This window comes from Streptacidiphilus albus JL83 (assembly GCF_000744705.1).
GTDB lineage: Bacteria > Actinomycetota > Actinomycetes > Streptomycetales > Streptomycetaceae > Streptacidiphilus > Streptacidiphilus albus.
This window is the reverse complement of the sequence record NZ_JQML01000001.1, coordinates 1,729,342-1,753,261: the sequence shown is the minus strand read 5'-3', so window position 1 is coordinate 1,753,261 and position 23,920 is coordinate 1,729,342. Positions and strand designations below refer to the sequence as shown.

18 protein-coding genes, 1 pseudogene and 1 riboswitch are annotated in these 23,920 nt (G+C 73.2%); of the genes and pseudogenes, 13 read left to right on the top strand and 6 right to left on the bottom strand.

Annotated elements, in window-relative coordinates:
- Positions 1-523: 523 nt before the first annotated feature.
- Positions 524-1,132 (bottom strand): TetR/AcrR family transcriptional regulator, encoded by a 609-nt coding sequence (locus BS75_RS07505; RefSeq protein ID WP_052069270.1) that lies wholly within the window; start codon positions 1,130-1,132, stop codon positions 524-526.
- Between the two features lie 155 nt (positions 1,133-1,287).
- Here BS75_RS07505 and BS75_RS07500 point away from each other — a divergent pair, with 155 nt between their 5' ends.
- From BS75_RS07500 to BS75_RS07470, 6 genes are all read left to right on the top strand, one after another.
- Positions 1,288-2,235 (top strand): tyrosine-protein phosphatase, encoded by a 948-nt coding sequence (locus BS75_RS07500; protein WP_160312333.1) that lies wholly within the window; start codon positions 1,288-1,290, stop codon positions 2,233-2,235.
- Between the two features lie 535 nt (positions 2,236-2,770).
- The gene (locus BS75_RS07495; protein ID WP_034087638.1) at positions 2,771-3,568 is read left to right on the top strand and encodes a heparin lyase I family protein; all 798 of its coding nucleotides are present in this window, start codon (positions 2,771-2,773) and stop codon (positions 3,566-3,568) included.
- A gap of 325 nt (positions 3,569-3,893) precedes the next feature.
- Positions 3,894-5,717 (top strand): DUF7927 domain-containing protein, encoded by a 1,824-nt coding sequence (locus BS75_RS07485; protein ID WP_052069269.1) that lies wholly within the window; start codon positions 3,894-3,896, stop codon positions 5,715-5,717.
- A 202-nt stretch (positions 5,718-5,919) separates the two neighbouring features.
- Complete coding sequence (locus BS75_RS07480; protein WP_052069268.1) at positions 5,920-7,371, top strand: APC family permease; 1,452 nt, start codon at positions 5,920-5,922, stop codon at positions 7,369-7,371.
- Between the two features lie 96 nt (positions 7,372-7,467).
- A riboswitch (M-box (ykoK) riboswitch) is annotated at positions 7,468-7,653 on the top strand.
- Positions 7,654-7,921: 268 nt separating this feature from the next.
- Positions 7,922-9,577, top strand: a complete 1,656-nt coding sequence (locus tag BS75_RS07475; RefSeq protein WP_034087635.1) for an NRAMP family divalent metal transporter — start codon at positions 7,922-7,924, stop codon at positions 9,575-9,577.
- A 117-nt stretch (positions 9,578-9,694) separates the two neighbouring features.
- The gene (locus tag BS75_RS07470; RefSeq protein ID WP_034087634.1) at positions 9,695-11,842 is read left to right on the top strand and encodes a primosomal protein N'; all 2,148 of its coding nucleotides are present in this window, start codon (positions 9,695-9,697) and stop codon (positions 11,840-11,842) included.
- A 333-nt stretch (positions 11,843-12,175) separates the two neighbouring features.
- Here BS75_RS07470 and BS75_RS50065 read toward each other — a convergent pair.
- Positions 12,176-12,529, bottom strand: a pseudogene (locus BS75_RS50065) (hypothetical protein); the annotation flags it as partial.
- A 237-nt stretch (positions 12,530-12,766) separates the two neighbouring features.
- Between BS75_RS50065 and def the strand changes: the two are divergent.
- The 5 genes from def to BS75_RS07440 all read left to right on the top strand — a co-directional run bounded on the left by def (position 12,767) and on the right by BS75_RS07440 (position 18,321).
- A complete protein-coding gene (gene def / locus BS75_RS07460) occupies positions 12,767-13,312 on the top strand; it encodes a peptide deformylase (RefSeq protein ID WP_034087632.1) in 546 nt (181 codons plus the stop codon).
- A gap of 83 nt (positions 13,313-13,395) precedes the next feature.
- On the top strand, positions 13,396-14,325 hold the full coding sequence (gene fmt, locus BS75_RS07455) for a methionyl-tRNA formyltransferase (RefSeq protein ID WP_034087631.1): 930 nt from the start codon (positions 13,396-13,398) through the stop codon (positions 14,323-14,325).
- 93 nt (positions 14,326-14,418) lie between these two features.
- Positions 14,419-15,915, top strand: a complete 1,497-nt coding sequence (locus BS75_RS07450) for an RsmB/NOP family class I SAM-dependent RNA methyltransferase (RefSeq protein ID WP_042439414.1) — start codon at positions 14,419-14,421, stop codon at positions 15,913-15,915.
- 52 nt (positions 15,916-15,967) lie between these two features.
- Positions 15,968-16,654, top strand: coding sequence for a ribulose-phosphate 3-epimerase (gene rpe / locus BS75_RS07445; protein WP_034087630.1), 687 nt, complete (start codon positions 15,968-15,970; stop codon positions 16,652-16,654).
- 206 nt (positions 16,655-16,860) lie between these two features.
- Entirely contained in the window at positions 16,861-18,321 is a 1,461-nt protein-coding gene (locus tag BS75_RS07440; RefSeq protein ID WP_034087629.1) for a GuaB1 family IMP dehydrogenase-related protein, read from the top strand.
- A gap of 108 nt (positions 18,322-18,429) precedes the next feature.
- Here BS75_RS07440 and BS75_RS07435 read toward each other — a convergent pair whose 3' ends face one another.
- On the bottom strand, positions 18,430-19,161 hold the full coding sequence (locus BS75_RS07435) for a DUF5995 family protein (RefSeq protein ID WP_034087628.1): 732 nt from the start codon (positions 19,159-19,161) through the stop codon (positions 18,430-18,432).
- Between the two features lie 77 nt (positions 19,162-19,238).
- Positions 19,239-20,144: a phytoene/squalene synthase family protein gene (locus BS75_RS07430; RefSeq protein ID WP_034087627.1), complete on the bottom strand. Its 906-nt coding sequence runs from the start codon at positions 20,142-20,144 to the stop codon at positions 19,239-19,241.
- 140 nt (positions 20,145-20,284) lie between these two features.
- Between BS75_RS07430 and BS75_RS07425 the strand changes: the two genes are divergently transcribed.
- A complete protein-coding gene (locus tag BS75_RS07425) occupies positions 20,285-20,746 on the top strand; it encodes a hypothetical protein (protein WP_034087626.1) in 462 nt (153 codons plus the stop codon).
- A 36-nt stretch (positions 20,747-20,782) separates the two neighbouring features.
- On the opposite strand, the gene BS75_RS07420 is transcribed toward BS75_RS07425, so the two are convergent.
- Positions 20,783-21,661, bottom strand: a complete 879-nt coding sequence (locus tag BS75_RS07420; protein WP_034087625.1) for a sigma-70 family RNA polymerase sigma factor — start codon at positions 21,659-21,661, stop codon at positions 20,783-20,785.
- Positions 21,662-21,743: 82 nt separating this feature from the next.
- Between BS75_RS07420 and BS75_RS07415 the strand changes: the two genes are divergently transcribed.
- A complete protein-coding gene (locus BS75_RS07415; RefSeq protein WP_034087624.1) occupies positions 21,744-22,193 on the top strand; it encodes a carboxymuconolactone decarboxylase family protein in 450 nt (149 codons plus the stop codon).
- A gap of 69 nt (positions 22,194-22,262) precedes the next feature.
- Here BS75_RS07415 and BS75_RS07410 read toward each other — a convergent pair whose 3' ends face one another.
- Complete coding sequence (locus BS75_RS07410; RefSeq protein WP_034087623.1) at positions 22,263-23,915, bottom strand: LCP family protein; 1,653 nt, start codon at positions 23,913-23,915, stop codon at positions 22,263-22,265.
- Positions 23,916-23,920: the final 5 nt, after the last annotated feature.

Here is a 23,920-nt window from a genome sequence, read left to right as displayed (position 1 = left end):
GCCCGGCGCCTGCTTGGAAAAGGCGGACCGAAACAGCCCTGGGTGATGTGTACACGCGTCGGTAATCGCTTCGCAAGGGTTTCCTGGGAAAGTTATTAATTTCGCCCGGGAACGGCCGGGCAAACCCGCCGGGACGCTGCCGCACGCTTGCCGTGATCTCCGTGCCGGGTTAACCCCCCGGTCAGGGGTGGTGGCCCAACTGGGCTGACTATATGTCATATGCCGTACAGGCAAAGACTGATGGACGAAAACTGGCGATCGGAGGAGGCTCGGGAAGGGGTGGCGGCCGACTCTCTTCCCCCCACTCAGGGGATGGACTCCCGCCTTTCGGGGGTTCTGCCGCAGCTCTGCCACCCCAGAGGATGGGGACAGGAAGATTCCGGCGCTGCGGCAGTGCGGAGAATTCCGATGGCGCTGCCGCCGGATATTCTCCGGCATTCTTTCCCGCGCATTGCCCTGGCGTATTTTCCGGGGGCGGAGGATTCGTCGGTCGGGCGGCCGTGGATCGCGCGTGCGGCGCGGGCTACCGACTCGGACGGCCCTGGAGGCCGGCGGTGGTCAGGTCGTAGGTCTGCTCGACCAGTGCGGCCAGGTCGTTCCTCTCGCCGCTGCGGTGCCACACCGATACGGCGATGTGGACGGTGGTGGTCGCCGCGGAGGCGATCAGCCGGGTGTGCAGATCGGTGTCGGGGTCGGTGCCCAGTCGCTCGCCGACGGCTTCGGCCAGGACGTGCTCGATCACGTCCAACTGCTCCAGGACCCGGGCCCGGAGCGCGGGTTCGCTCTCCACCAGTCCGGTGAACAAGGACAGTCGCCGGGTGCTGTCGAAGGAGGCGGAGAGGGAGCGCAGCACGTCCCGCACCATCTCCAGGGGGTCGGCATCGGCCGGGTACTCCTGCAGCCGGCGGCGCAGCGCCTCCACCTTCTCCGAGAACAGCCCGAGGACCACCTCGTGCTTCGAGGCGAAGTGGGTGAAGAAGGTGCGCGCCGAGACGTCGGCGGCCGCGGCGATGTCGTCGACGGTGGTGCCGGTGAAGCCGTTCTCGGCGAACAGTCGGAACGCGGCGGTCTGGATCGCTTCGCGGGTCTGTCGCTTCTTGCGCTCGCGGAGCCCGATGACCTGCTGATCCATCCGCACATTATGCCTCGGGGGGCGGCTCCCCGACTTCCCGATCCGCCTTCCACCTGGATGCAGTCTCTGCATTAATGCATCCTCTGCATCTAAGTGCTAGCCTGCCCGGGCACTCAGGTTCCAGGCTGCTTCACCACCTCGGAGAGGACAGACCCATGAACATGTCCCGTGCCCTGACCCGCACCGCAGCTACCCGCACCGCGGTGGGAGCGGCCGTCACGGTCGCGCTGTTCGCGACGGCCCTGCCTGCCCAGGCCCTCGCCGCCGCGCCGGCGGCGCCCTCCGTCAGCATCCGCGCCGCCCAGGCCCAGGGGGCGTCGCTGAACCTCCCCGACGCGCCCAACGCCCGTGACGCAGGCGGCTACACCACCTGGACCGGTGCCAAGGTGCGCACCGGACTGGTCCTCCGCTCCGACGCGCTGGGCCAGCTGGACCCGTCCGAGGTCGCCGCCCTGGGCGCGCTCGGCCCGCTGACGGTCATCGACTTCCGCGGGCCCGACGAGATCGCGGCCGCGCCGGACCGGCTGCCCGCCGACGCGACCTATGTGAACCTGCCGGTGTACAACCCCCAGTCGGACCTCTTCACGCTGCTGAACCGGACGATCGAGGGCGGCCCCGCCGTCCAGCAGCAGGTGCTCGGCGACGGCAGGAACGTCCAGATCATGGAGGCCTACTACCGCTGGCTGGTGACCGATCCGACCGCCCGCGCCCAGTTCGGCACGGCGCTGACGGACATCGCGGACAGCACCGGACCCGTGCTCTACCACTGCTCGGCGGGCAAGGACCGCACCGGCTGGATGAGCGCGATCCTGCTCACCATCCTGGGGGTGCCCGCACCGACGGTCTACCAGGACTACCTGGCCTCCAATACCGACCTCGACCAGTCCAACCAGGCCGAGCTGGCCGAGCTGGAGAAGGCCGGCCTGGTGACCGACCCCTCCCTGCTGGAACCCATGATGGGGGTCCGGGCCGACTACCTGACCGCGGCATTCGAGCAGGCGGACGCGGACTACGGCTCCTTCGCCGGCTTCGTCCGCACGGGTCTGGGCATCGGTCCGACCACCGTCGCCAGGCTCCAGGCCCGGCTGCTCACCAACGGCTGACCGGCTTCCTGCGCTGCCGGGTCGGCTGCGGTTGCTCGGCGGGTGGCGGGCGCGCCGGGCGGAGGCGGCGAGTCGGTGCCCGGGCCGGTGCTCCGACCTGCACCTGGTCACCGACTGTTGCCGCCTCCTCACCGGGCCGTGCACGAAGTCATGCCGTCACGGTCGTGATTCCGGCGTTTTTCCGGAGCGTGGTCACCGGGTGCCCGATTGCGGAGAATTTCCCCGAAGCAGCCCCTCGGGACTGTCGGAGTCAAGGTTTTCCTACCTGGCACGTCGGCGCAGGCTGCGCCCGGACAACGCCCCTGACCAGCGAATACGGTGGTTTCTTGGCTCCGGTGCCGGGGTCTTGGTGCAAGGATTTTCCAATCCCCTCCAAAACCGGTTCGGCGCTTGTAATCTGGCGTCCTTCTCGCTGCCGATGCGGAGGGAAACGGGGTGCGGTCGACCGCTGTCGCGGAGGCATTCCGGCGCCTCCCGTCGGCGCACCCGTCACACAGCGCTGCTGACAGCACTGCTGCCAGACCCTGAGGACCCCATGAACCGACGACGTACACCCTCCCGTCGCACCCGCGTGTGGCTGGCTGCGGCGGTGAGCGTCGCCGTGGCCGGTGGCGCCGCGATCCTGGCCGACGCCCAGGCCGCCACGCACCAGGCCGCCACCCACCACCCCTACGGGCCCGGCCCCGCCGCCCCGCCGACCGCCCCGCCGGCCGTCGGGAAGCTGCTCTGGTCCGCGGCCCCGGCCAAGGGGTTGAAGGCGTTCGCCTCCGTCCAGTGCGCGACCGACACCTTCACCGCCGTGGCCGACAAGCGGCTGGGCGAGGTGTGGCAGGTGGTCCAGCCGGCGCACCTGGAGCGCTGCGAGGGACTCGGTCCCGACGTCACCCTGAAGAGCAGCTACTACCTCGGCTGGTCGTCGAAGTTCGACATCACCGACGGGATGAGCCGCTACCTCTTCCAGCTCAAGTGCGACCCGAGCACCGGGACGGCCAACCACCCGGTCGTGCTGGAGGACGTCAACGGCAGGATCGAACTGGAGGACTGGACGCCCAAGCACACCTCGGTCGTGCTGTGGAGCACCCCGGCGGTCAACGACAAGTGGAGCAGCTACGCGCTCCGCATCTCCGAGGGCCGGACCGACGGCACCATCCAGTTCTGGTACGACGGCGTGGAGCAGAAGCTCTCCAACGGCTCCGACACCTACACCGGGACCACCTACGACGGCACCGTGGACTACCTGAAGTGGGGCCTCTACCACCCCTCCAAGGGCAGCGCCACCCAGTGGCTCACCACCCCCAGGATGGGCACCACCCTGGCCTCGGTGGCCCAGTGAGGAAAGGGCTCGGACCGCTGATCGGGTGAAGTCCGACCGAAAAAACTCCGAAATGCATTCATAAGTGCAATTAAATGGACATCTCCTCCTCATGCTGAGGGCGTCAGAGTGCTCTGCATGAGGAGGACGACAGAGAATGGGCAGCGCAAGAGGTAGAACCGGGCGGTGGGTGACCCCATGGCTCCTGTGCGCGATCGGTGCCGCGATGCTGGGAGCCGCTCCGGCCCCAGCAGCAACTCCAGCCACCACCGCGTCCAGTGGCAGTAGTTCGGCAGCGAGCACTCCGGCAGACGGCGCCGATCCGGCGGCCGCTCCCGCCGCAGCTGTGCCCAGCGCCGCGGACCCGAGTTCGGGCTCGGCCTCCGCTCCGGGAGCGGACCAGCCCTCGGGCACGGACCAGGCTCCGGCCTCGGCTCCGGCTCCGGCCTCGGACCAGGCCCAGGCCCCGGCCTCGGACCAGGCCCAGGCCCAGGCCCCGGCCTCGAACCAGGCTCCGGCCGCGGCCCAGCCCGCCCCGGCCGACTCGCCGGCCGCCGCACCCGCCGTCGCACCCGCGGTGCGCGCGCCGCTCGCCGCCGCGCCCGCCGTCGGGGCGCACCCCGCCGCGCCGGCTTCGAGCGCCGGGGTGCCCTGCCCCACCAACTGCCACATCGTGGTCCACAAGCGGGCCGACCGTGACTACTACCTCCCCGGCCAGACGGTCCGGTACACGGTCACCGTCACCGACGCCGGCACGGACCCGTGCCCGCCGGCCACGGTCACCGACCACCTGCGCGGTGACCTGAGCGACGGGGTCTACCAGAACAACGCCGCGGTGACGAGCGGCCACGTCCGCTACCACCGGCCGGACCTGGTGTGGACCACGGGCGCGCTGGCTCCCGGGGAGACGGTCACCATGACCTACACCGTCGTGGCGAACGACCCCGACCTGGGCCCGCGACGCCTGGTCGACGCCGTGACCGCGCCGAACAGCAACTGCCTCACCGGGGCCGAGGCCGGCTGCCACGTCGAGCTCGGCTCGCCGAGCTGGATCGTGACCAAGCGTGAGAACACGGAGGACGTCGAGCCGGGCAACCACATCGACTACGTCATCACGGCGCACAACACCGGCACCGTCGACTTCACCGGCGTCCGGCAGGCGGGCCTTGAGGACGACATGTCGCTGATCGTCAAGGACTCCGTCTACGACGCCGACGCCACCGCCTCCACCGGGACGGTCACCGTCGACAAGCCCTACGTCGAGTGGCGGGGTGACCTGCCTGCCGGCGACACCGTGACCATCAAGCTGTCCATCCGGGCCGAGGCGCTTCCCCCGCACACCAGCGTGCTGGAGAACATCGTCCGGGCGCTCTACCCGCACCACGGCGGCACCGACCTCAGCGACCCCCTGCCGCCGCTGGTCCAGCACGGGGCCAACCAGCGTTCGATGCCGCTCGCGCTGCAGCTGCCGCGGCGGGCCCCGGTCCAGCCGGGGGACCCGACCAGCACCGTTCCGCTGATCGAAGCCTGCACCGTCAACCCGGTGACCGACAGCTGTGACGTCACCGCCGACGAGCCCAAGCTGATCGTCAAGAAGTCGGCCAACCGGGCGGTGGCCGCGCCCGGCCAGCTGGTCACCTACCGGGTCGCCTTCGCCAACATCGGCGACAACGACTTCCCGGCCGGCGAACTGCCGGTGGTCACGGACTACTTGGGCGGCGTGCTGAACTACGCCGACTTCGTGCCGGGGTCGCTCACCTCCAGCCTGCCGAGCGCCGTCTTCCAGGCCGCGCAGAAGCGGATCGTCTGGACCGGCGAGATCCAGGCCGGCCGGCACGCGTACTTCCAGTACCAGGTGCGGGTGCACAAGGCCTTCCACACCATGGAGTCGCTGAACAACCTGGTGGTCTCGGGCCAGTCGAACTGCGCCCAGGGTTCCAAGGACCCCGGCTGCCGGGTCCACATCCCGGTGCTGCACCACCGTGGACACCAGCCGGGCCACCCGGGCCACCCGGGGCACCCGGGCTTCCCGGGCTTCCCGGGCTTCCCGGGTCGGCCGGGCCTCGCGGCCACCGGGGCCACCGTGCTTCCGGCCGCCGCCTTCGGCGGGGCGCTGCTCCTCGCCGGGTTCGGGCTGGTGCGCTACCGCCGCCGGCTGCCGCGCCGCTGAGGTCCGGGTCCGGCCGACACGGGGGTGTCGGCCGGACCCGGCGCGGGTAGCCACCCCGGGCGGGGCTATTGCGACAATCTTGCAATAGCGTATAAACGGTAGATAAGGTCTGCCCGGCGCCGCCGCGAGGCTCGAAGGCGCCGGGTCCAGGCCTCCTTCCTCGCCGCAGGGGTGGCGCGTTCGCAGGGTGGGGATGGTTCGGATGGCCGAGCAGGGGTTGGCGCAGGTCCACCACTTCCGTGACCTGGTGGCACTGTCCGTCTCCAGCGTCGGGCCGCTGTTCAGCATCGCCGCCACCGGAGGGGTGATGGCCGGCCTGGCGGGCTGGTGGACCCTGCCGGCCATCCTGGTGATCACCGTCCCGTTCGTGATCGCCGCCTTCGTCTTCCGGCTGCTCAACCGGCACTTCCCGCACGCCGGGGCGTCCTACCACTGGTCCCGCCGGGTGATGGGGCCGAGCGCCTCCCGCTTCCAGGCGTGGATCCTGATCCTGGCCTACTTCGCCTCGATCCCGCCGATCATCATTCCCGCGGCGACCTACACCACCACCCTGCTCGACCCCTCGGGCCACCCCTCCGCGCTGGTCCAACTCGCGGTCGGGGCCGGCTGGGTCGGCTTCGCGCTGATCCCGCTCCTGGGCGGAGCCAGTCCCACCGCGCGGATCACCAAGGCGTTCCTCGTCCTGGAGCTGGTGGCGGTCGCCGCGCTCGTGGTCATCGGCGCCGTGCGCTGGCCCGCGCTGCACGTGCCGGTGCACTTCGGCCCGGCGCCGATCGGCGGGATCGTCACCGTGACGGTCGTCGCCGCGACCATCCTGGACGGCTGGGAGATCGACAGCTTCGCCTCCGAGGAGGCCCAGCGGCCCCGGACCGACCCCGGCACCGGCGGCATCGTCGGGGTGTTCTTCGCCCTCGGCTTCTACGCCCTCCTCTACCCGCTGATGTTCGCCGAGACCCCGCTGAAGGACCTGGCGGGGGCCGACAACCCGATGGCGGTGTGGGGCGACCGGCTGGTGCCCGGCGCACCCTGGCTGATGCTCGTGCCGGTGCTGGCCTCCACCGCCGGCGGGCTGTGGCTGACCACCTACATCCTCAGCCGCGCCCTGTTCTCCATGGGCCGCGAGGGACTGCTGCCGCGCAGCCTGGGCCGCGTCAACGCCCGCCGGGTTCCGCAGGCCGCCACCCTCTGGACCCTCGGGGCGGCGCTCGCGGTGGTCGCCGCCGAGCTGCTCTTCCCCTCGGTCTCCACCTTCTTCGGCGTGGTGCTCTCCGCCGCGGGGTTCTTCCTGGTCGCCGAGTTCTTCCTGGACTCGCTCACCGCGACGGTGTTCCTCCGCCGCGTCCACCAGCAGAGCCACCGGCAGGGCCACGGGCAGACGGACGCGCCGCCGCACCGGCACCGGGCGCTACTGGTGGCCTCGGCCCTGGCCACGGCGATGTTCGGCGCCTCCCTGATCGGGTTCTTCGTCTACGGGCCCACCGCCATCGGCCCCTCGATCGACTACATCCTGCTGGTGCTGATCGGCGCCGGGGTGCTGTTCGCGGTGCTGACCCGCCGACGCGGCGAGGCCCACCACTTCGAGGGCCAGGACCTGGGCGTCCCCGCCCGGCGCCCCGCCGCCCCTGCCACGGCCGCCGCCGGACCCAAGAGCTGACGACTGCTCACGAACCGGAGCGCCGGGCACCGGGGAGCCGCGGGGTCGAGTTGACCGGTCGCTCCCCAGAGGCTCATAATGCGAAGGTTGTTTCAACAGACACCTCGTTCGGTGAGGCGTCTTCACGGACACAGGCCACTGATCCCACCCGTCGAGAGACGCTCCGGATCAGGACACCTCTTCCCGACCTAAGGGTTGAGGCCAAGTGGCTGCGCATGCGGACCCTCCGGGGGCTCGCGCTACGCCGTGGAGTGCCAAAGCTCTGACGAGTTGGGGTGTGTCGGGAGTGCTGTGCGCTCCTGGCGTTCCCCCTGCCGCATGGGCGCGCGCGTCGCGTCCCGACCGGAGGGAGGCGAGAGATGGACTGCGATAGTCCGGGGCACAAACGCCCCCGTCAACCATGCCTGACCTTGTCTTCTTCCGGCATGCGGTAACCACCTGTCCCTGCGCCCCCCGGGCGATCGGCCTGTCCTGCGCGTCCGCCGCCGCAGGACGGATGGCTGCTGCATGCCCTCCAACCGCCCCCGACGGGGGTCAGGGAGGGATCATCATGACCACCACCATCGACACGACCCGCACCGCGGTACTGGACGACGCCCACCTCGGTGACATCCACGGCGCGCTCGGCACCATCAAGTTGGGCGACCACGGCGAGCGCCGGGGTCTGTCCGCCAAGCTCAGGACGCTGCTGGCGATCGTCGGCCCCGGCCTGATCGTGATGGTCGGCGACAACGACGCCGGCGCGTTCGCCACCTACGGCCAGGCCGGGCAGAACTACGGCACCCACCTGCTGTGGACCCTGGCCCTGCTGGTCCCGGTCCTCTACGTCAACCAGGAGATGGTGCTGCGGCTGGGCTCGGTCACCGGCGTCGGCCACGCCCGGCTGATCCTGGAGCGCTTCGGCAAGTTCTGGGGCGCCTTCTCGGTCATCGACCTGTTCATCCTGAACGCGCTCACCCTGGTCACCGAGTTCATCGGGATCACCCTGGCGGCCGGCTACCTCGGCCTGCCCAGGACCGCCGCGGTGGTGCTGGCCGCGGCGATCATCATCGCCTCCGCGTTCACCGGCTCCTTCCGCCGCTTCGAGCGCATCGCCATCGTGCTGTGCGCCGGGTCGCTGCTGCTGGTGCCGATCTACTTCCTGGTCCACCCGAAGACCTCGCAGATGGCGCACGACTTCGTGGTGCCCGACATGCCGGGCGGCGCGGGCCAGCTGTCCACGGTGATGCTGCTGATCATCGGCATCGTCGGCACCACCGTCGCCCCGTGGCAGCTCTTCTTCCAGCAGTCCTACGTCATCGACAAGCGGATCACCCCGCGCTTCATGAAGTACGAGAAGGCCGACCTGTGGATCGGCATCGTGATCGTCGTCATCGGTGGCGCGGCCCTGATGGGCGCCACCGCCGCGGCCTTCGCCGGCACCAAGGACTTCGGTGGCTTCACCGACGCCGGCGGGCTGGCCACCGGCATCGCCGCCCACGCCGGCAAGGTGGCCGGGGTGCTGTTCGCCATCGCGCTGCTGGACGCCTCGATCATCGGCGCCTTCGCCGTCTCGCTCTCCACCGCCTACGCCATCGGCGACGTCTTCGGCATCAAGCACTCGCTGCACCGGGGCGTGCAGGGCGCGAAGGGCTTCTACGCCGTCTACGCCGCCCTGGTGGCCGCCGCCGCGGCCATCGTGCTGATCCCCGGCTCGCCGCTGGGCCTGCTCACCGAGGGCGTGCAGACCCTGGCCGGGGTGCTGCTGCCGTCCGCCACGGTCTTCCTGCTGCTGCTCTGCAACGACCGCCAGGTGCTGGGCCCGTGGGTGAACGGCCCGCGGACCAACGCCTTCACCGCCGCGGTCGTGGGCATCCTGGTGACCCTGTCCGTCATCCTCACCGCCTCGGTGCTGTTCCCTGACATCACCGCCGGCGCCATCCTCGACATCATGGCCGCCTGCGGCGTGGCCGGGGTGCTGGCCGCGGGCTACGCCTTCACCCGGCGCCGCACCGCCACCAAGGAGGACCCTTCCCCTGCCTTCGGCGGGGAGGCCCCATTGGACCGCTCCGGTCGCGACGACTGGCGGATGCCGCCGCTGGAGACGCTGACCCGCCCGGTCATGGCCACCGGCCGCAAGATCGGCATGAGCGCCCTCCGCAGCTACCTCGCGGTCGCGATGATCCTGGTCATCGTCAAGATCGTCCAGGTGGCCGTCAGCGGCTGACGCTCCGTCGGCAGCGCCGCCCGCAGGGGTGGGACACCCCGGTGTCCCACCCCTGCCGCATCCACCCGGCGGAGCGGGCAGCGGGAATGTCGGCGTCCTCTGGTAGGACTTGGAGTGATGCCCACCGCCGACCCCACCGCCCCCGACCCCGCCCCGGCCGATCCCGGCGACAGCGCCCCGGTCCAGCTGGAGCTGGTCCGCGCCGAGCTGCGGCGGGCCAGGTCGAAGCCGAAGCAGGCGGCCTCCTCGACCCGGCTGCCGGTGGCCCGGGTCGTCGTCGACAAGGGCCTGTCGCACCTCGACCAGTTCTTCGACTACTCCGTCCCGGCGCGGCTGGACGAGGCGGCGCAGCCCGGCGTCCGGGTCCGGGTCCGCTTCGGCGGACGGGTCGTCAGCGGGCAGGGGCGGCGCGAGGGCGGGACGCTGATCGACGGCTACGTGGTGGAGCGCCGGGCCACCAGCGACTTCGCCGGGCCGCTGGCGCCGCTCAGCCAGGTGCTCTCGCCCGAGCGGGTGCTCACCCCCGAGCTGCTCCGGCTGTGCCGGGCGGTCGCCGACCGCTACGCCGGGACGTTGGCCGACGTCCTCCAGCTGGCGATCCCGCCGAAGCACAACCGGCCCGAGGCCGAGCCGGCCGCCGAGCCGCTGCCGCCGCCGCCGGCGCCCGCGCCGGGCGGCTGGTCCCGCTACCCCAACGGCCCCGAGTTCCTCGCCGCCCTGGCCGCCGGGGAGCCGCCGCGCGCGGTCTGGACGGCGCTGCCCGGCGGCGGCTGGCCGCAGGAGCTGGCCCGTGCCGTGGCAGCGGCCCTGTCCGGCGGGCGCGGCGCGCTGGTGCTGCTGCCGGACGGCCGGGCGGTGGCCCAGCTGGACGCCGCGCTGCGGGAGCAGCTCGGCCCCGGCCGCCATGTCGCGCTGACCGCCGAGCACGGCCCGGAGGAGCGCTACCGGCGCTGGCTGTCGGTCAGCCGGGGCACGGTCCGGGCGGTGGTCGGCACCCGCGCGGCGATGTTCGCGCCCGTCGCCGACCTGGGGCTGGTCGCGGTCTGGGACGACGGCGACAGCAGCCACAGCGACCCGCACGCCCCCTACCCGCACGCCCGCGACGTGCTGCTGCTGCGCGCCGCCGAGGCCGGGGCGGCGGTGCTGATCGGCGGCTTCGCGGTGACCGTCGAGTCGGCGCAGCTGCTGCGGACCGGCTGGGCCGGGCCGCTGGCCGGGGAGCGGGAGCAGGTCCGCCGGGCCGCGCCGCTGGTCCGCACGGTCACCGACTTCGAGCAGGCGGCGGACGCCGCCGCGCACGCGGCCCGGCTGCCGACGCTGGCCTGGCGGACCGCGCGCGAGGCGCTGCTGCAGGGTCCGGTGCTGGTGCAGGTGCCGCGCCGGGGCTACGTCCCCCGGCTGTCCTGCGCCCGCTGCCGGGAGCAGGCGCGCTGCACCGCCTGCGCCGGGCCGCTGGAGGCCAGGGACGCGGGCGCGGTGCTGCACTGCGCGTGGTGCGGGCGGCCCGAGGCGAACTGGCACTGCCCGGAGTGCGGCTCGACCCGGCTCCGGGCCCAGGTGGTCGGCGTCCGCCGGACCGCGGACGAGCTGGGCCGGGCCTTCCCGGCGGTGCCGGTGCGGACCTCGGGCCGGGACGGCGTGCTGGCGGCCGTCCCCGGCACGCCCGCGCTGGTGGTGTCCACCCCGGGCGCGGAGCCGGTCGCCGAGGGCGGCTACGCGGCGGCGCTGCTGCTGGACGCCTGGGCCCTGCTCAACCGTCCCGACCTGCGGGCGGGGGAGGAGGCGCTGCGCCGCTGGCTGGGCGCGGCGGCGCTGGTCCGCCCGCAGGAGCAGGGGGGCAGGGTGGTCGTGGTGGCGGACGCCGCACTGCGGCCGGTGCAGGCGCTGGTGCGCTGGGACCCGTCGGGCTTCGCCGGGATCGAGCTGGCCGAGCGGGCCGAGCTGGGGTTCCCGCCGGTGTCGCGGATGGCCTCGCTGACGGGCAGTCCGGCAGCGGTCGCGGACCTGCTGTCGCTGATCCGGCTGCCGGAGGGTGCGGACGTGCTCGGGCCGGTGGAGGTGGCGGCGCCGCGCGCCGCGCGGGCGCAGGAGGGGGCTGACGCGGCCGCGGTGGCGCCGGAGCGGCTGGAGCGGGTGCTGCTGCGGGTCGCCCCGGGCCGGGGGGCGGCACTGGCGACCGCACTGAAGGCGGCCCACGCCGCCCGGCTGGCCCGCAGGCAGACCGACCCGGTACGGATCCGGATCGACCCGCCGGACATCGGCTGAGCGCTCGATCGGTCGGACGCCGGAGCGGTTGAACGTGGCAGCGGTCGGCGTTGGAGCGGTTGAACGTTGCAGTGGTCGGGCTTCGGTCCCGGCGACGGCCGGGGGCGGATATCCGTCGGGTGTCGACGGCGGTCGGGTTCGGACGCGGCGGCACCGGGCGCTACAGCTCGGCGGCCGAGGGGGCGGGCGCGGGGCGGCCTCGCGCCGGGCGGTGGGCACGGTGCGGGACAGGCCGCCGGGGACCGCCGAGGACTCCTGCGGCGCCGGACCGGTCAGCACCTCGGTCAGCGCGGCGGCGGCGGAGCGGGGCCCGGCGTGCTGCTCGCCCTCGCCGGCGGCCTGCCGGCGGACGCCGTAACGGCGGTGCACGGCCTGCTTGGTGACGCCGAGGGCGGAGCCGACGGAGTCCCAGGAGAAGCCGAGCGAGCGGTCGAACTCGACGGCGGCGGCGACCAGGCCCTCGACGCTGTCGCGCAGCTCCTGGGCGAGCCGGACGGTGGGCGCGGGCGCGCGGCCGTAGACCACGAAGCCGGCTGCGGTGGTGGGGCGGCGGGGCCGGTAGACGTTGCCGAGCTGGGCGGTGAGCGTGCGCAGGGCGTCCACCTGGCGGCGCACCCGCTCGATGTCCCGCACCAGCAGGTGCAGGCTGGCCCTGGCACGGGCGTCGTGGGTGGCGTGTTCGGCCATGATGAAGTTCAGCCTTTCGAAAACGGCAGTCAATCTGCCTTGACCAACGGCGCAGAGGGCCGTCGGGTCACGCCAACGGCCGGGCCAGGGGCGCGTGGGCGCGCGTGACCGGCTCGGGGGGCGTGCGCAATCGCGGGCCGATGTGCCCCCGGGCCTCGATAGACTGGTTCGCCTGTGCACGAGGTACTTCTGCACGCACCCAGGCGTATTCGAGCGCGACATGACGGGAGCCCGCACGTGGCGATCCAGCCCATCCGACTCTTCGGCGACCCGGTACTGCGGCTCACCGCCCAACCCGTGACCGTGTTCGACAAGGAACTGCGCACCCTGGTCAAGGACCTCACCGAGACCATGCAGGACGCCCCCGGGGCCGGCCTGGCCGCCCCGCAGATCGGGGTCTCGCTACGGGTGTTCACCTACCACGTCGAGGGCGTCACCGGTCATCTGATCAACCCGAGCCTGGACCTCAGCGAGGAGGAGCAGGACGGCCCCGAGGGCTGCCTGTCGCTCCCCGGCCTGACCTACGACTGCAAGCGCGCCTTCGGGGTAGTGGCCAAGGGCTTCAACGAGTACGGGGACCCGGTGGTGCTGGAGGGCACCCAGCGGCTGGCCCGCTGCCTCCAGCACGAGACCGACCACCTGGACGGGGTGATCTTCATCGACCGGCTCGACCGTGAGCAGCGCCGCGCCGCGCTCCGCGCCATCCGCGAGTCGGAGTGGTCCCGGGAGGCGGCGCCGACGGTCAAGCTCTCCCCGCACAGCACCTTCGGCCGGGCGCTCTAGCCCGCCGTCCCGTCCCGTCGTTCCGTCCCGCTGTTCCACCGTTCTGCCGTTCCGCCGTTTCCGACCGAGAGGCACCGCACCGCATGAAGCTCGTCTTCGCCGGAACCCCCGAGCCCGCCCTGCCCGCGCTGGAGGCGCTGATCGCCTCCCGGCACGAGGTCGCGGCCGTCGTCACCCGACCGGACGCCCCTGCCGGGCGCGGACGCAAGCTCGTCGCCAGCCCGGTGGCGCAGCTCGCCGAGGAGGCCGGGATCGAGGTGCTGAAGCCGGTCCGCCCGCGCGAGCCGGAGTTCCTGGCGCGGCTGGCGGAGATCGCCCCGGACTGCTGCCCGGTGGTCGCCTACGGCGCGCTGCTGCCCAAGGCGGCGCTGGACATCCCTCGCTTCGGCTGGGTCAACCTCCACTTCTCGCTGCTCCCGGCCTGGCGCGGCGCGGCCCCGGTGCAGCACGCGGTGCTGGCCGGGGACGAGATCACCGGCGCGTCGACCTTCCTGATCGAGGAGGGCCTGGACACCGGCCCGGTCTACGGGACGGTCACCGAGACGGTCCGCTTCGACGACACCAGCGGCGACCTGCTGGAGCGGCTGTCGCGCTCGGGCGCGCGGCTGCTGGCGGCGACCATGGACGGACTGGACGCCGGGGACCTCACGCCCCTGCCGCAGTCGATCGACGGGGTCAGCCTGGCCCCGAAGATCAGCGTGGAGGACGCCCGGGTCGACTGGGCCGTCCCGGCGCTGCGGATCGACCGGGTGGTGCGCGGCTGCACGCCCGCGCCGGGCGCGTGGACGCTGTTCCGCGGCGAGCGGCTGAAGCTGGGACCGGTCCGGCTGGCGGTGGGCCGCGCGGAGCTGGCGCCGGGCGAGATCGAGGTGGTGAAGAACACCGTGCGGGTCGGCACCGGCAGCCACGAGGTGGAGCTGGGCGAGGTCCAGCCGCAGGGCAAGAAGCGGATGGCGGCCGCCGACTGGGCGCGCGGCTCGCGGCTGGAGCCGGGCGAGCGCCTGGGCGCGTAGCGCCGCCCGCCGCCGACCGCGTTTGTCCAGGTCGGCCGGGCGCGGCAGGATCGAGTCGATAACCAACGCCAGCACCTTCGAATGAGGCCCCGAATGAGCACCCCCGCAGCACCCGCGTCCGGCAGCGCCCCGAAGGGCAGGAGCAAGCACGCCCCCAAGGCGGCGCAGGGCGCGCCGCGGCCGCACCGGCGGCCGAAGAAGGATCCGGCCCGGATGGTCGCCTTCCAGGCGCTGCGCGCCGTGGACGAGCGCGACGCCTACGCCAACCTGATCCTGCCCTCGCTGCTGCGCAAGGCCGAGGCGCAGGAGGGCTTCGAGCGCCGGGACGCCGCCTTCGCGACCGAGCTGGTCTACGGCACCCTGCGGCTGCGCGGCAGCTACGACGCGATCATCGCCGCCTGCGTCGACCGGCCGCTGAGCAAGATCGACCCGCCGGTGCTCGACGTGCTGTCGCTCGGCGCGCACCAGCTGCTCGGCACCCGGATCCCGCCGCACGCCGCCGTCTCCGCCACGGTCGAGCTGGCCCGCGCCGTGCTCGGCGACGGGCGCGCCAAGTTCGTCAACGCGGTGATGCGCAAGATCAGCACCCAGGACCTCGACACCTGGCTGCAGCAGGTCGCGCCGCCCTACGACGAGGACGCCGAGGACCACCTCGCGGTGCTCCACTCGCACCCGCGCTGGGTGGTCGCCGCGCTCTGGGACTCGCTCGGCGTCTGGCAGCCCGAGGCCTGCGGCCGCAAGGCCGTCTCCGAGCTGCTCGCCGCCGACAACGCCCGCCCCGCCGTCACCCTGGTCGCCCGTCCCGGCCGCTCCACCGCGCAGGAGCTGCGCGACTCGCTGCCGGCCGAGGACAGCGAGCCGGGGCACTGGTCCCCGTACGCGGTGCGGCTGATCGAGGGCGGCGAGCCGGGACTGGTCGAGGCGGTCCGGGAGAACCGGGCCGGGGTGCAGGACGAGGGCAGCCAGCTGGTCGCCGCCGCCCTCGCCGCCGCCCCGCTGGAGGGCGCGGACCGGCTGTGGCTGGACGCCTGCGCCGGCCCCGGCGGCAAGGCCGCGCTGCTGGCCGCACTGGCCTCGCAGCGCGGGGCGGCGCTGGTCGCCTCCGAGTCGCAGCCGCACCGGGCCGCACTGGTGGCCCGCGCGCTGGACGGCAACCCCGGTCCCTACGCGGTGGTCACCGCCGACGGAACCCGCCCGGCCTGGCGCCCGGGCAGCTTCGACCGGGTCCTGGTCGACGTCCCCTGCACCGGCCTCGGCGCGCTGCGCCGCCGCCCGGAGTCGCGCTGGCGCCGCCGTCCCGAGGACGTCGCCGCCTTCGGCCCGCTGCAGCGGAACCTGCTCCGCTCGGCCGTCGACTCGGTCCGTCCCGGCGGCGTCGTCGGCTACGCGACCTGCTCGCCGCACCTGGCCGAGACCCGGGTCGTGGTCCACGACGTGCTGCGCGAGTACGGCGAGGAGCTGGAGTGGATCGACGCCCGGCCGCTGCTGCCCGGCGTCCCCGGCCTGGGCGAGGGCCCGGACGTCCAGCTGTGGCCGCACCTGCACGGCACCGACGCCATGTACCTGGCGCTGCTGCGGAAGCGGGGCTGAGCGGGCCGGGTCGGGGGCCCGTCGGCTCGGCCGTCTGCACGATACTGATGCCATGAGCCCCCAGATCAGCCCCAGCATCCTGTCCGCGGACTTCGCCCGCCTCGCCGAGGAGGCCGAGGCCGTACGCGGCGCCGACTGGCTGCACGTGGATGTCATGGACAACCACTTCGTGCCCAACCTGACCCTCGGCCTGCCGGTGGTCGAGTCGCTGCGCAAGGCCACGGACATCCCGCTGGACTGCCACCTGATGATCGAGGACCCGGACCGCTGGGCCCCGCAGTACGCCGAGGCCGGCGCCGGGTCGGTGACCTTCCACGTGGAGGCCGCCGCCGCGCCGGTCCGGCTGGCCCGGGAGATCCGCTCGCTCGGCGCGCGGGCGTCGATGGCGCTGAAGCCGGCCACGCCGATCGAGCCCTACGAGGACCTGCTGCCCGAGCTGGACATGCTGCTGATCATGACGGTCGAGCCCGGCTTCGGCGGCCAGTCCTTCCTCGACATCATGCTGCCCAAGATCCGCCGCACCCGGCAGCTGATCGACCGGCACGGCCTCCAGCTCTGGCTGCAGATCGACGGCGGAGTGTCCGCCGAGACCATCGAGCGCTGCGCCGACGCCGGCGCGGACGTCTTCGTGGCCGGCTCCGCCGTCTACGGCGCGGACGACCCGGCCGAGGCGGTCCGCAGGCTCCGCGCGCTGGCGCAGACGGCGACCGACGCTGCGCCGTGGCTGGATCGGCACTGATCCCGTACCGCCGGGTCGCACGGGGCTTGTGGGAAACCACAAGCCCTGTGGTCCTTCCGGGTGGCGGACTTGTGGCTACCTGCAGGAAGCGCCGCTGAGCTGGCACTCCTCCGCCGGGTGTACGACAATCGAACGTTGGGTGCGGACCGCCCCGGTGCGTGGTTCCAGCCGCACCAGAGGTCTACCAACTCGCAGAGAGCCCCTTCATGCGCTTCTTGAACCCCCAGACCGGCAGCTACGACGAGCGCCCGGCGGTGCCGTACGACCTGACCTACGACGACGTGTTCATGGTGCCCAGCCGTTCCGCCGTGGGCTCCCGCCAGGCCGTCGACCTCAGCTCCAACGACGGCACGGGTACCACCATCCCGCTGGTCGTCGCCAATATGACCGCCATCGCCGGACGCCGGATGGCCGAGACCGTGGCCCGCCGCGGCGGCCTGGTCGCCATCCCGCAGGACATCCCCTTCGACGTCGTCTCCGACGTGATCAGCTGGGTCAAGCAGCGCCACCTGGTGGTGGACACCGCGATCACGCTGGCCCCCGGCGCGACCGTCGCCGACGCGCTCTCGCTGCTGCCCAAGCGCGCCCACGGCGCGCTGGTCGTGGTCGAGGACGGCAAGCCGGTCGGCGTGGTCACCGACCACGACTGCCAGGGCGTCGACCGCTTCACCAGCCTCGCCCAGGTCATGTCCAAGGACCTGCTGCTGCTGGACGAGGGCCTGGACCCGCGTGCCGCGTTCGAGCGGCTGAGCGAGGCCCACCGCAAGCTCGCCCCGGTCGTGGACGCCAACGGCGAGCTGGTCGGCCTGCTGACCCGCAAGAACGCGCTGCGCGCCACCCTCTACGCCCCGGCCGTGGACGGCGAGGGACGGCTGCGGATCGCCGCCACCGTCGGCATCAACGGCGACGTCGCCGGCAAGGCCAAGTCGCTGCTGGAGGCCGGCGCCGACGTGCTGGTCGTCGACACCGCGCACGGCCACCAGGAGTCGATGATCACCGCGCTGCGCGCGGTGCGCGGTCTCGACCCGCAGGTCCCGATCGTGGCCGGCAACGTGGTCGCCGCCGTCGGCGTCCGCGACCTGGTCGAGGCCGGCGCGGACATCCTCAAGGTCGGCGTCGGCCCCGGCGCCATGTGCACCACCCGGATGATGACCGGCGTCGGCCGCCCGCAGTTCTCCGCCGTGCTGGAGTGCGCCGCCGAGGCCCGCCGCCTGGGCAAGCACGTCTGGGCCGACGGCGGCGTCCGCCACCCCCGCGACGTCGCCATGGCGCTGGCCGCCGGTGCGTCCAACGTGATGATCGGCTCCTGGTTCGCCGGGACCTACGAGTCGCCCGGCGACCTGCAGACCACCGCCGACGGCCGCCAGTACAAGGAGAGCTTCGGCATGGCGTCGGCGCGCGCCGTCCGCAACCGGACCTCCGAGGAGTCCTCCTACGACCGGGCCCGCAAGGCGCTGTTCGAGGAGGGCATCTCCACCTCCCGGATGTTCCTGGACCCGGCCCGCCCCGGCGTCGAGGACCTGATCGACTCGATCGTCGCCGGCGTCCGCAGCTCCTGCACCTACGCGGGCGCGCACTCGCTGGAGGACTTCCACCAGAAGGCCGTCGTCGGCGTGCAGAGCGCGGCCGGCTACGCCGAGGGCAAGCCGCTGCACGCCAGCTGGTAGTCGCCGACAGGGCGGCCGAGGCGGCAAGGCCGGCCAAGGCGGCAAGGCCGACAGGGCCGGCAACCGCTGCCTGCCCGCTCCCGTCCGACCCGCTCCGGGACCGTCCGCTCAGTGCGGCCCGGGGCCGGCCAGCGGGGTGAGCAGGCAGCGGCACACCAGCCCGGTTCCATCGTCCAACGCCCCGGAGGCGGCCGCCAGCGCTACCGGCCGCTCCCGCAGCTCCCACAGGGTCAGGGTGCTGGCCCAGGCCGCGTCGCGGGCGGCGTCGATGCTCCAGGACGACAGCAGGTGCAGCAGCGGCCCGTCCGGTTCCAGCTCCGCCGGGGCCGGCGCCAGCCGCTCCCGCACCTGCGCCTCGACCTGTGCCAGCACGTCGTTGACGCGGTGGAAGTCGGCCGAGAGGTCGTCCGGGGCGCAGCCCAGCACCGCGCAGGTGTCCAGCAGGGCGAGCGGCAGGTCGTGCTCGACATGGGCGTTGATCCCGGACAGCGCGAACTGCACCGGCAGGATGCCCGGGTGCCGCCGCAGCTCCAGCAGCGGCCGCCAGCAGGCGGCCGGACGCGCGCGGGCTGCGGTGCTTGCGGGTGCGGGTGCGGCTGCGGCTGCGGCATCCACGGCGGTGAGGAACCGGTCGGCGAAGAGCACGTCCAGCCGGGCCACGGCCGCCGGGTCGGCGAAGACGTCACCGGCGGCGAGGTGCGTCGCGACCGCCTCGGTGACGGTGAGGTACACCCCGCCGAAGACCGCGACCCCGTCCTGGGCCGGCAGCCCCGCGACGAGCGCCCGCAGCCGCTCCACGATGCTTCCGACCTCGCCGGCCGGGGCGGTGCTGGTGGTCATGGACCCAGCCTGACCGGTGGTGTTCCGCCCCGCGCGGCGACGGCGGCCGTCAGCGGCGGCCCTTCAGCAGCAGCCCTTCAACGGCGGGCGCGGTACTCGCGGAGGAGCAGGGCGGCTGCGGCCGGGAGCGACGGTCGCGCAGAGCCGCGCAGCAGCGCCGGCCCCTTGGCCTCGGCGGCCTTCAGCGTCAGCAGTTCCAGCCCGACCAGGGCGCGGACCATCGGCCGACCGGCGGGCGGGGCCGACCGGACCAGTTCGCCCCCGTCCAGCAGGCTCGCCCGGGCCCGCGCCAGCAGGTCCGCCAGCAGCGCCCGGACCTCGGTGGTGTCGCGGCCGGCGGCCAGGTCGGCCCGGGTGACCCGGTGCTCCTTCAGAACGTCCTCGGGCACGGTCAGCCGTTCGGCCGCCAGGTCCTCGGCCAGGTCGTTGACGAAGTCCAGCCGCTGGCTGCCGTCGATGAAGCTGCGGCAGGCGGCGCGGTAGGCGCCGTCCGCGTCCGGCTCCTGCGGTCCGAGCAGGCACGCCACGACCATCAGCGCGGGGAGCGAGTAGGCGTCGACGTACCGCTGGTAGTCCGCCTCGGCGGCGAAGCCGGTGAACTCCAGGTCGGTGAGGGCGGTGTCGAGGAACGCCTCGGCGTGTCGGCCCAGGGTCGGATGCCGACCGGCGCCGGAGGCCAGGGCGCGTGCCAGCGGAAGCTCCGCGCCCGATCCGGCCAGCGCGGCGCGCACCTCCCGCTCCCAGCCGCCGAAGGCCGCGATCCGCTGCTCCGGTCGGCCGGAGTCCAGCAGGTTGTCGGTGTGGTGCATGAAGGCCGTCGCGACCAGCACGTCCGGCACCAGCGCCGGTGGCACCAGCAGCCGCACGGCGACGTACGCCTCGCGCCGGAACCGGGCCACGGTCCGCCGCGCCGCCGTGTAGTCCTCGCGCAGCACCGGCGAAGTGATGTCGGCCGCGTCGAGGGCTCTGCTCCAGTTGCTCACGATCGCCTAGCCTCGCACAGATGCGCGAACAGTCGCTCCAGCGGCCGTGGCACCCGGCTGAGGTCCTCCACCACCGCCGGGCGGAACCGCCCCATCGCATCCATGGGGCCGTGCTCCGCCCGTGGTGGGAGACTCGGCGGATGGACCGTGACGACGCCCCGGCGCCGCCGGAGGAACCGGCCGAGCACCTCCGCTTCGCGGCCTACCTCGGCCGACTGGAGCGGGTCGCCGACGCCGACGAGGCCGACCTGATCAGCGAGGTACTCGCCGACCCGGACCGGGCGATGGCCCGGTCCGCCGTCGTACGGCACCTGGACCGCCGGGCCGGAGAGCTGTACCCCGGGCCTGGCTACGAAGGGTGGGCCGCATCGGTGGCTGCGGCCACCGTCCGCAGCCCCTTCCTGACCGGCCGCCTGGCGGAGTGGTCCCTGTTCCGGGCGGTCGCGCTGGGGCTGCCCTGGCGCCGGGAGGCGCTGCTCGACGCCTCCGACTGGCTTCAGCTCAGGGCAGCCGAAGCGGGGAACGGCGACGCCGTCCGGATCCTCGCGGAGTGCGGACGCACCCGGCGGATCCGCAACACCGCCAGGGCCAACGGTCGCTGAGGTCCTCGCGCTGCCGGACCGCCGGGTCAGGCCGGGTCAGGCCGGGTCGGGCAGACGGATCAGGGCGAGCTTGGCCGGGTCGATCACCGCCGTGATCCCGGTGATCCGGTTGTCGGCCACGGTGAACGCGAGGAGCGAGGCCGGGGTGCCGTCCGGGCGCCAGGCGACCAGACCGGGGCGGCCGTCGACCAGCACCGCGCGGCCCATCGCCGCCGCTGCGGCGCCGAACTGCGCGCCGGCGGCGACCTTGGTGGCGCCGAGGGTGACCACCAGGCCGGCCGGGGTGTCGACGGTCAGCCGCACCTCGGGGTCGAGCAGTCGCAGCAGCTCCTCGAAACGGCCGCCGCGGGCCGCCGCCAGGAAGGCGTGGACCACGGCCCGCTGCTCCCGTCCGGCGCCGGTGGGCGGAGTGGTCGCCTGCACCTTCCGGCGGGCGCGGCTGGCGAGCATCTTGGTGGCGTCGGCGGACTTGCCGAGGATCTGGCCGATCTCCTCGAACGGCACCGCGAACAGGTCGTGCAGCACGAACGCCAGCCGCTCGTTCGGCCGGAGCGAGTCGAGCACCACCAGCAGCGCGAGCCCGACCGAGTCGGCGAGCACCGCGTCCTCCTCGGGGGCGGGGCCGTCGTCGAGCGTCACCACCACCTCGGACAGCTTGTCGTCGAACAGCGCCTCGGGGCGGGCCTGGCGCGACCGCAGGACGTCGAGGCTGATCCGGCCGACCACCGTGGTCAGCCAGCCGCCGAGGTTGTGGATGGCGGCCGCGTCCTGGCGGGAGAGCCGCAGCCAGGCCTCCTGGACCACGTCCTCGGCGTCGGCGTGCGATCCGAGCATGCGTAGGGCGACCGCGTGCAGTCGGTCGCGCTGGGACTCGAACGCCTGGGCCAGCGGGTCCGCCGGGCTGCTCTCGCTCATGTTGTTACCTTCCTCGGATCTGCTCCGTCATGGGTGATGACGGGCCCGGACGGGCTCAGGTAACGGATGAGGGAGCAGGACGATGGAAGCACGTATCAAGAGCGCGCCGAACCCCGACGTGATGACGGCGATCAAGCACCTGCACAAGGCGATCGCCGCCGGGGGAGTGGACCCGCGGCTGCTGGCGCTGGTCCACCTGCGGGCCAGCCAGATCAACAGCTGTGCGCCGTGCGTCTACGCCGCCGTCGGGGCGGGGAAGAAGGCCGGTGAGACCGACGAGCGGCTGCACAGTGTGGCGGCCTGGCGCGAGACGCCGTTCTTCACCGACGCGGAGCGGGCGGCGCTGGCGCTGACCGAGGCGGCCACCCGGCTCCAGGACGGCGCGGAGGGCGTGACCGACGAGATCTGGGACGACGTCGCCGGCCACTTCAGTGAGGAGCAGCTGAGCGCGATCATCCTGGAGATCGGGACGACCAACTTCTTCAACCGGATCAACCGCACGATCCGGGAGCAGGCCGGCAAGAGCTGGTGAGTCGAGCGTGGCGTCGGCCCCTGCTCCGGATGCCGCCCGGAGCAGGGGCCGACGCCCCGGCGAACCTGCTCAGTCGACGCAGGGGATGCCCTTGCCGCCGCCGTTGACGGCCGGGCCCTGGAAGACCAGGTTCGCGGTGCTGGCCGGGCTCGGGCTGCTGTTGCCGCCGGAACCGCTCGTCGGCGCGGTGTAGTTGGCGCCGAGGACGACCTCGACGTGACCGGCGGCCACCGCGCTGCTGGCGGTGGCGGAGCCGGCGCCCAGCTTGGCCGCGATCTGCTGGCCGGCGGTCTGCGACCCCGCGCCGTAGAGCACCTCGGTGCTGCTGCGCGGGGAGTGGTCGCCGACCCGGCCCTTGGTGTAGCCGGCCGCGACCAGCGCCGCCGACTCGACCCCGGCCGAGCCGGTGGGCGCGGAGGCGTTGAGCACGTCGACGATCGCGTGCGCCGGCGCGGCCGGGCCGGCGGGTGCACTCGCACCGGAGGAGGCCGCGGTGGAGGGCGCCGGGGCGTCGGTGAACAGGGCCTGCACGGTGCGCTGGACCTGCGGGACGCTGACCGCGTTGACGGACTGGACGCCCTCGCCCGGGATGTAGACGTTGGGCAGGCCGGTGATGGGCAGGGTGTTGAAGGTGACCTTGCCGCCGGTCAGGTTCGGGGCCTGCTGGGCGAAGTCGAGGATGGACCACTGGTCGTCGATGACGACGTCCTTCTTCACCACGTTGAGCAGCCCCTGCAGCTTGGTCAGGTCGGACAGCACGCCGTCTTTCTTGAGCTGGGTCTCGGCCGAGGTGATGTACGCCTGCTGACGGTGGGTGCGGGCGAAGTCGCCGCCGTTGCCGTCGCCGTCGGTGTTGGTGAGGTTGTGGCGCTGGCGCACGAAGGAGAGCGCCTGGGCCGGGGTCTGCAGCACGTTGTCGCCGGCGGTGAAGTTGGCGCCGGAGCCCTGGCCCTCCTCCGCCGGGTCGGAGGTGGCGTGGTTGAGGCAGACGGTGACCGGGCCGATCGCCTTGGCGATGTCGTAGAAGCCGATCAGGTTGACCTCGGCGAAGTGGTCGATGTGGACGTTCAGGAACTTCTGCACCGTGGTCAGCGTCGCCTCGCGCCCGACCTCGCGGCTGGCCTGCTCCAGCGCCGCGCCCTTGAGGCCCTTGGCCTCAAGGCCCGACATGGCGGCGGCCTTGGCCAGGCCGTAGGCCTCCTTGACCTTGTGCATGCCCTGCTGGGAGCCGTCGCCGTTGTAGGTCATGACGTAGTCGTCACGCGGGATCGACACCGCCTCGACCTTGGCGCTGCCGTCCGCCGGGATGTGCAGCAGGATCAGGCTGTTGGTGTTGTAGCCGCCCACGTCGCTCGACGAGCCCGCGTGCAGCTCGTCCTGGACGAACCAGCCCGGCAGGTCCGAGCCGTCGTTGTTCTTCCGGCTGTCCAGCCCGATCAGCAGGATGTTGACCGAGTTGTCCAGCTTCGGCGGCGCGTTCTTGCTCGACACGCTCAGCGCGTCCGAGCTGAGCACGCCCGTCGTCAACTGGTGGTAGCCGTACCAGGTGACCCCGGACGCCACCAGCACCGTCGCGCAACCGACCACCGCCGCCGCGCGGGCGGCCAGCACGGCCTTCGACGCCCGGCCGGGGCGCCCGACCGTGTTGCCTCGTCCTGCCGCGTTGCTGCCGCCCCGCCGTGCCCTGCCCATGCCGCGCTGCTCCTCGCTGCCCTCACCCATGACCG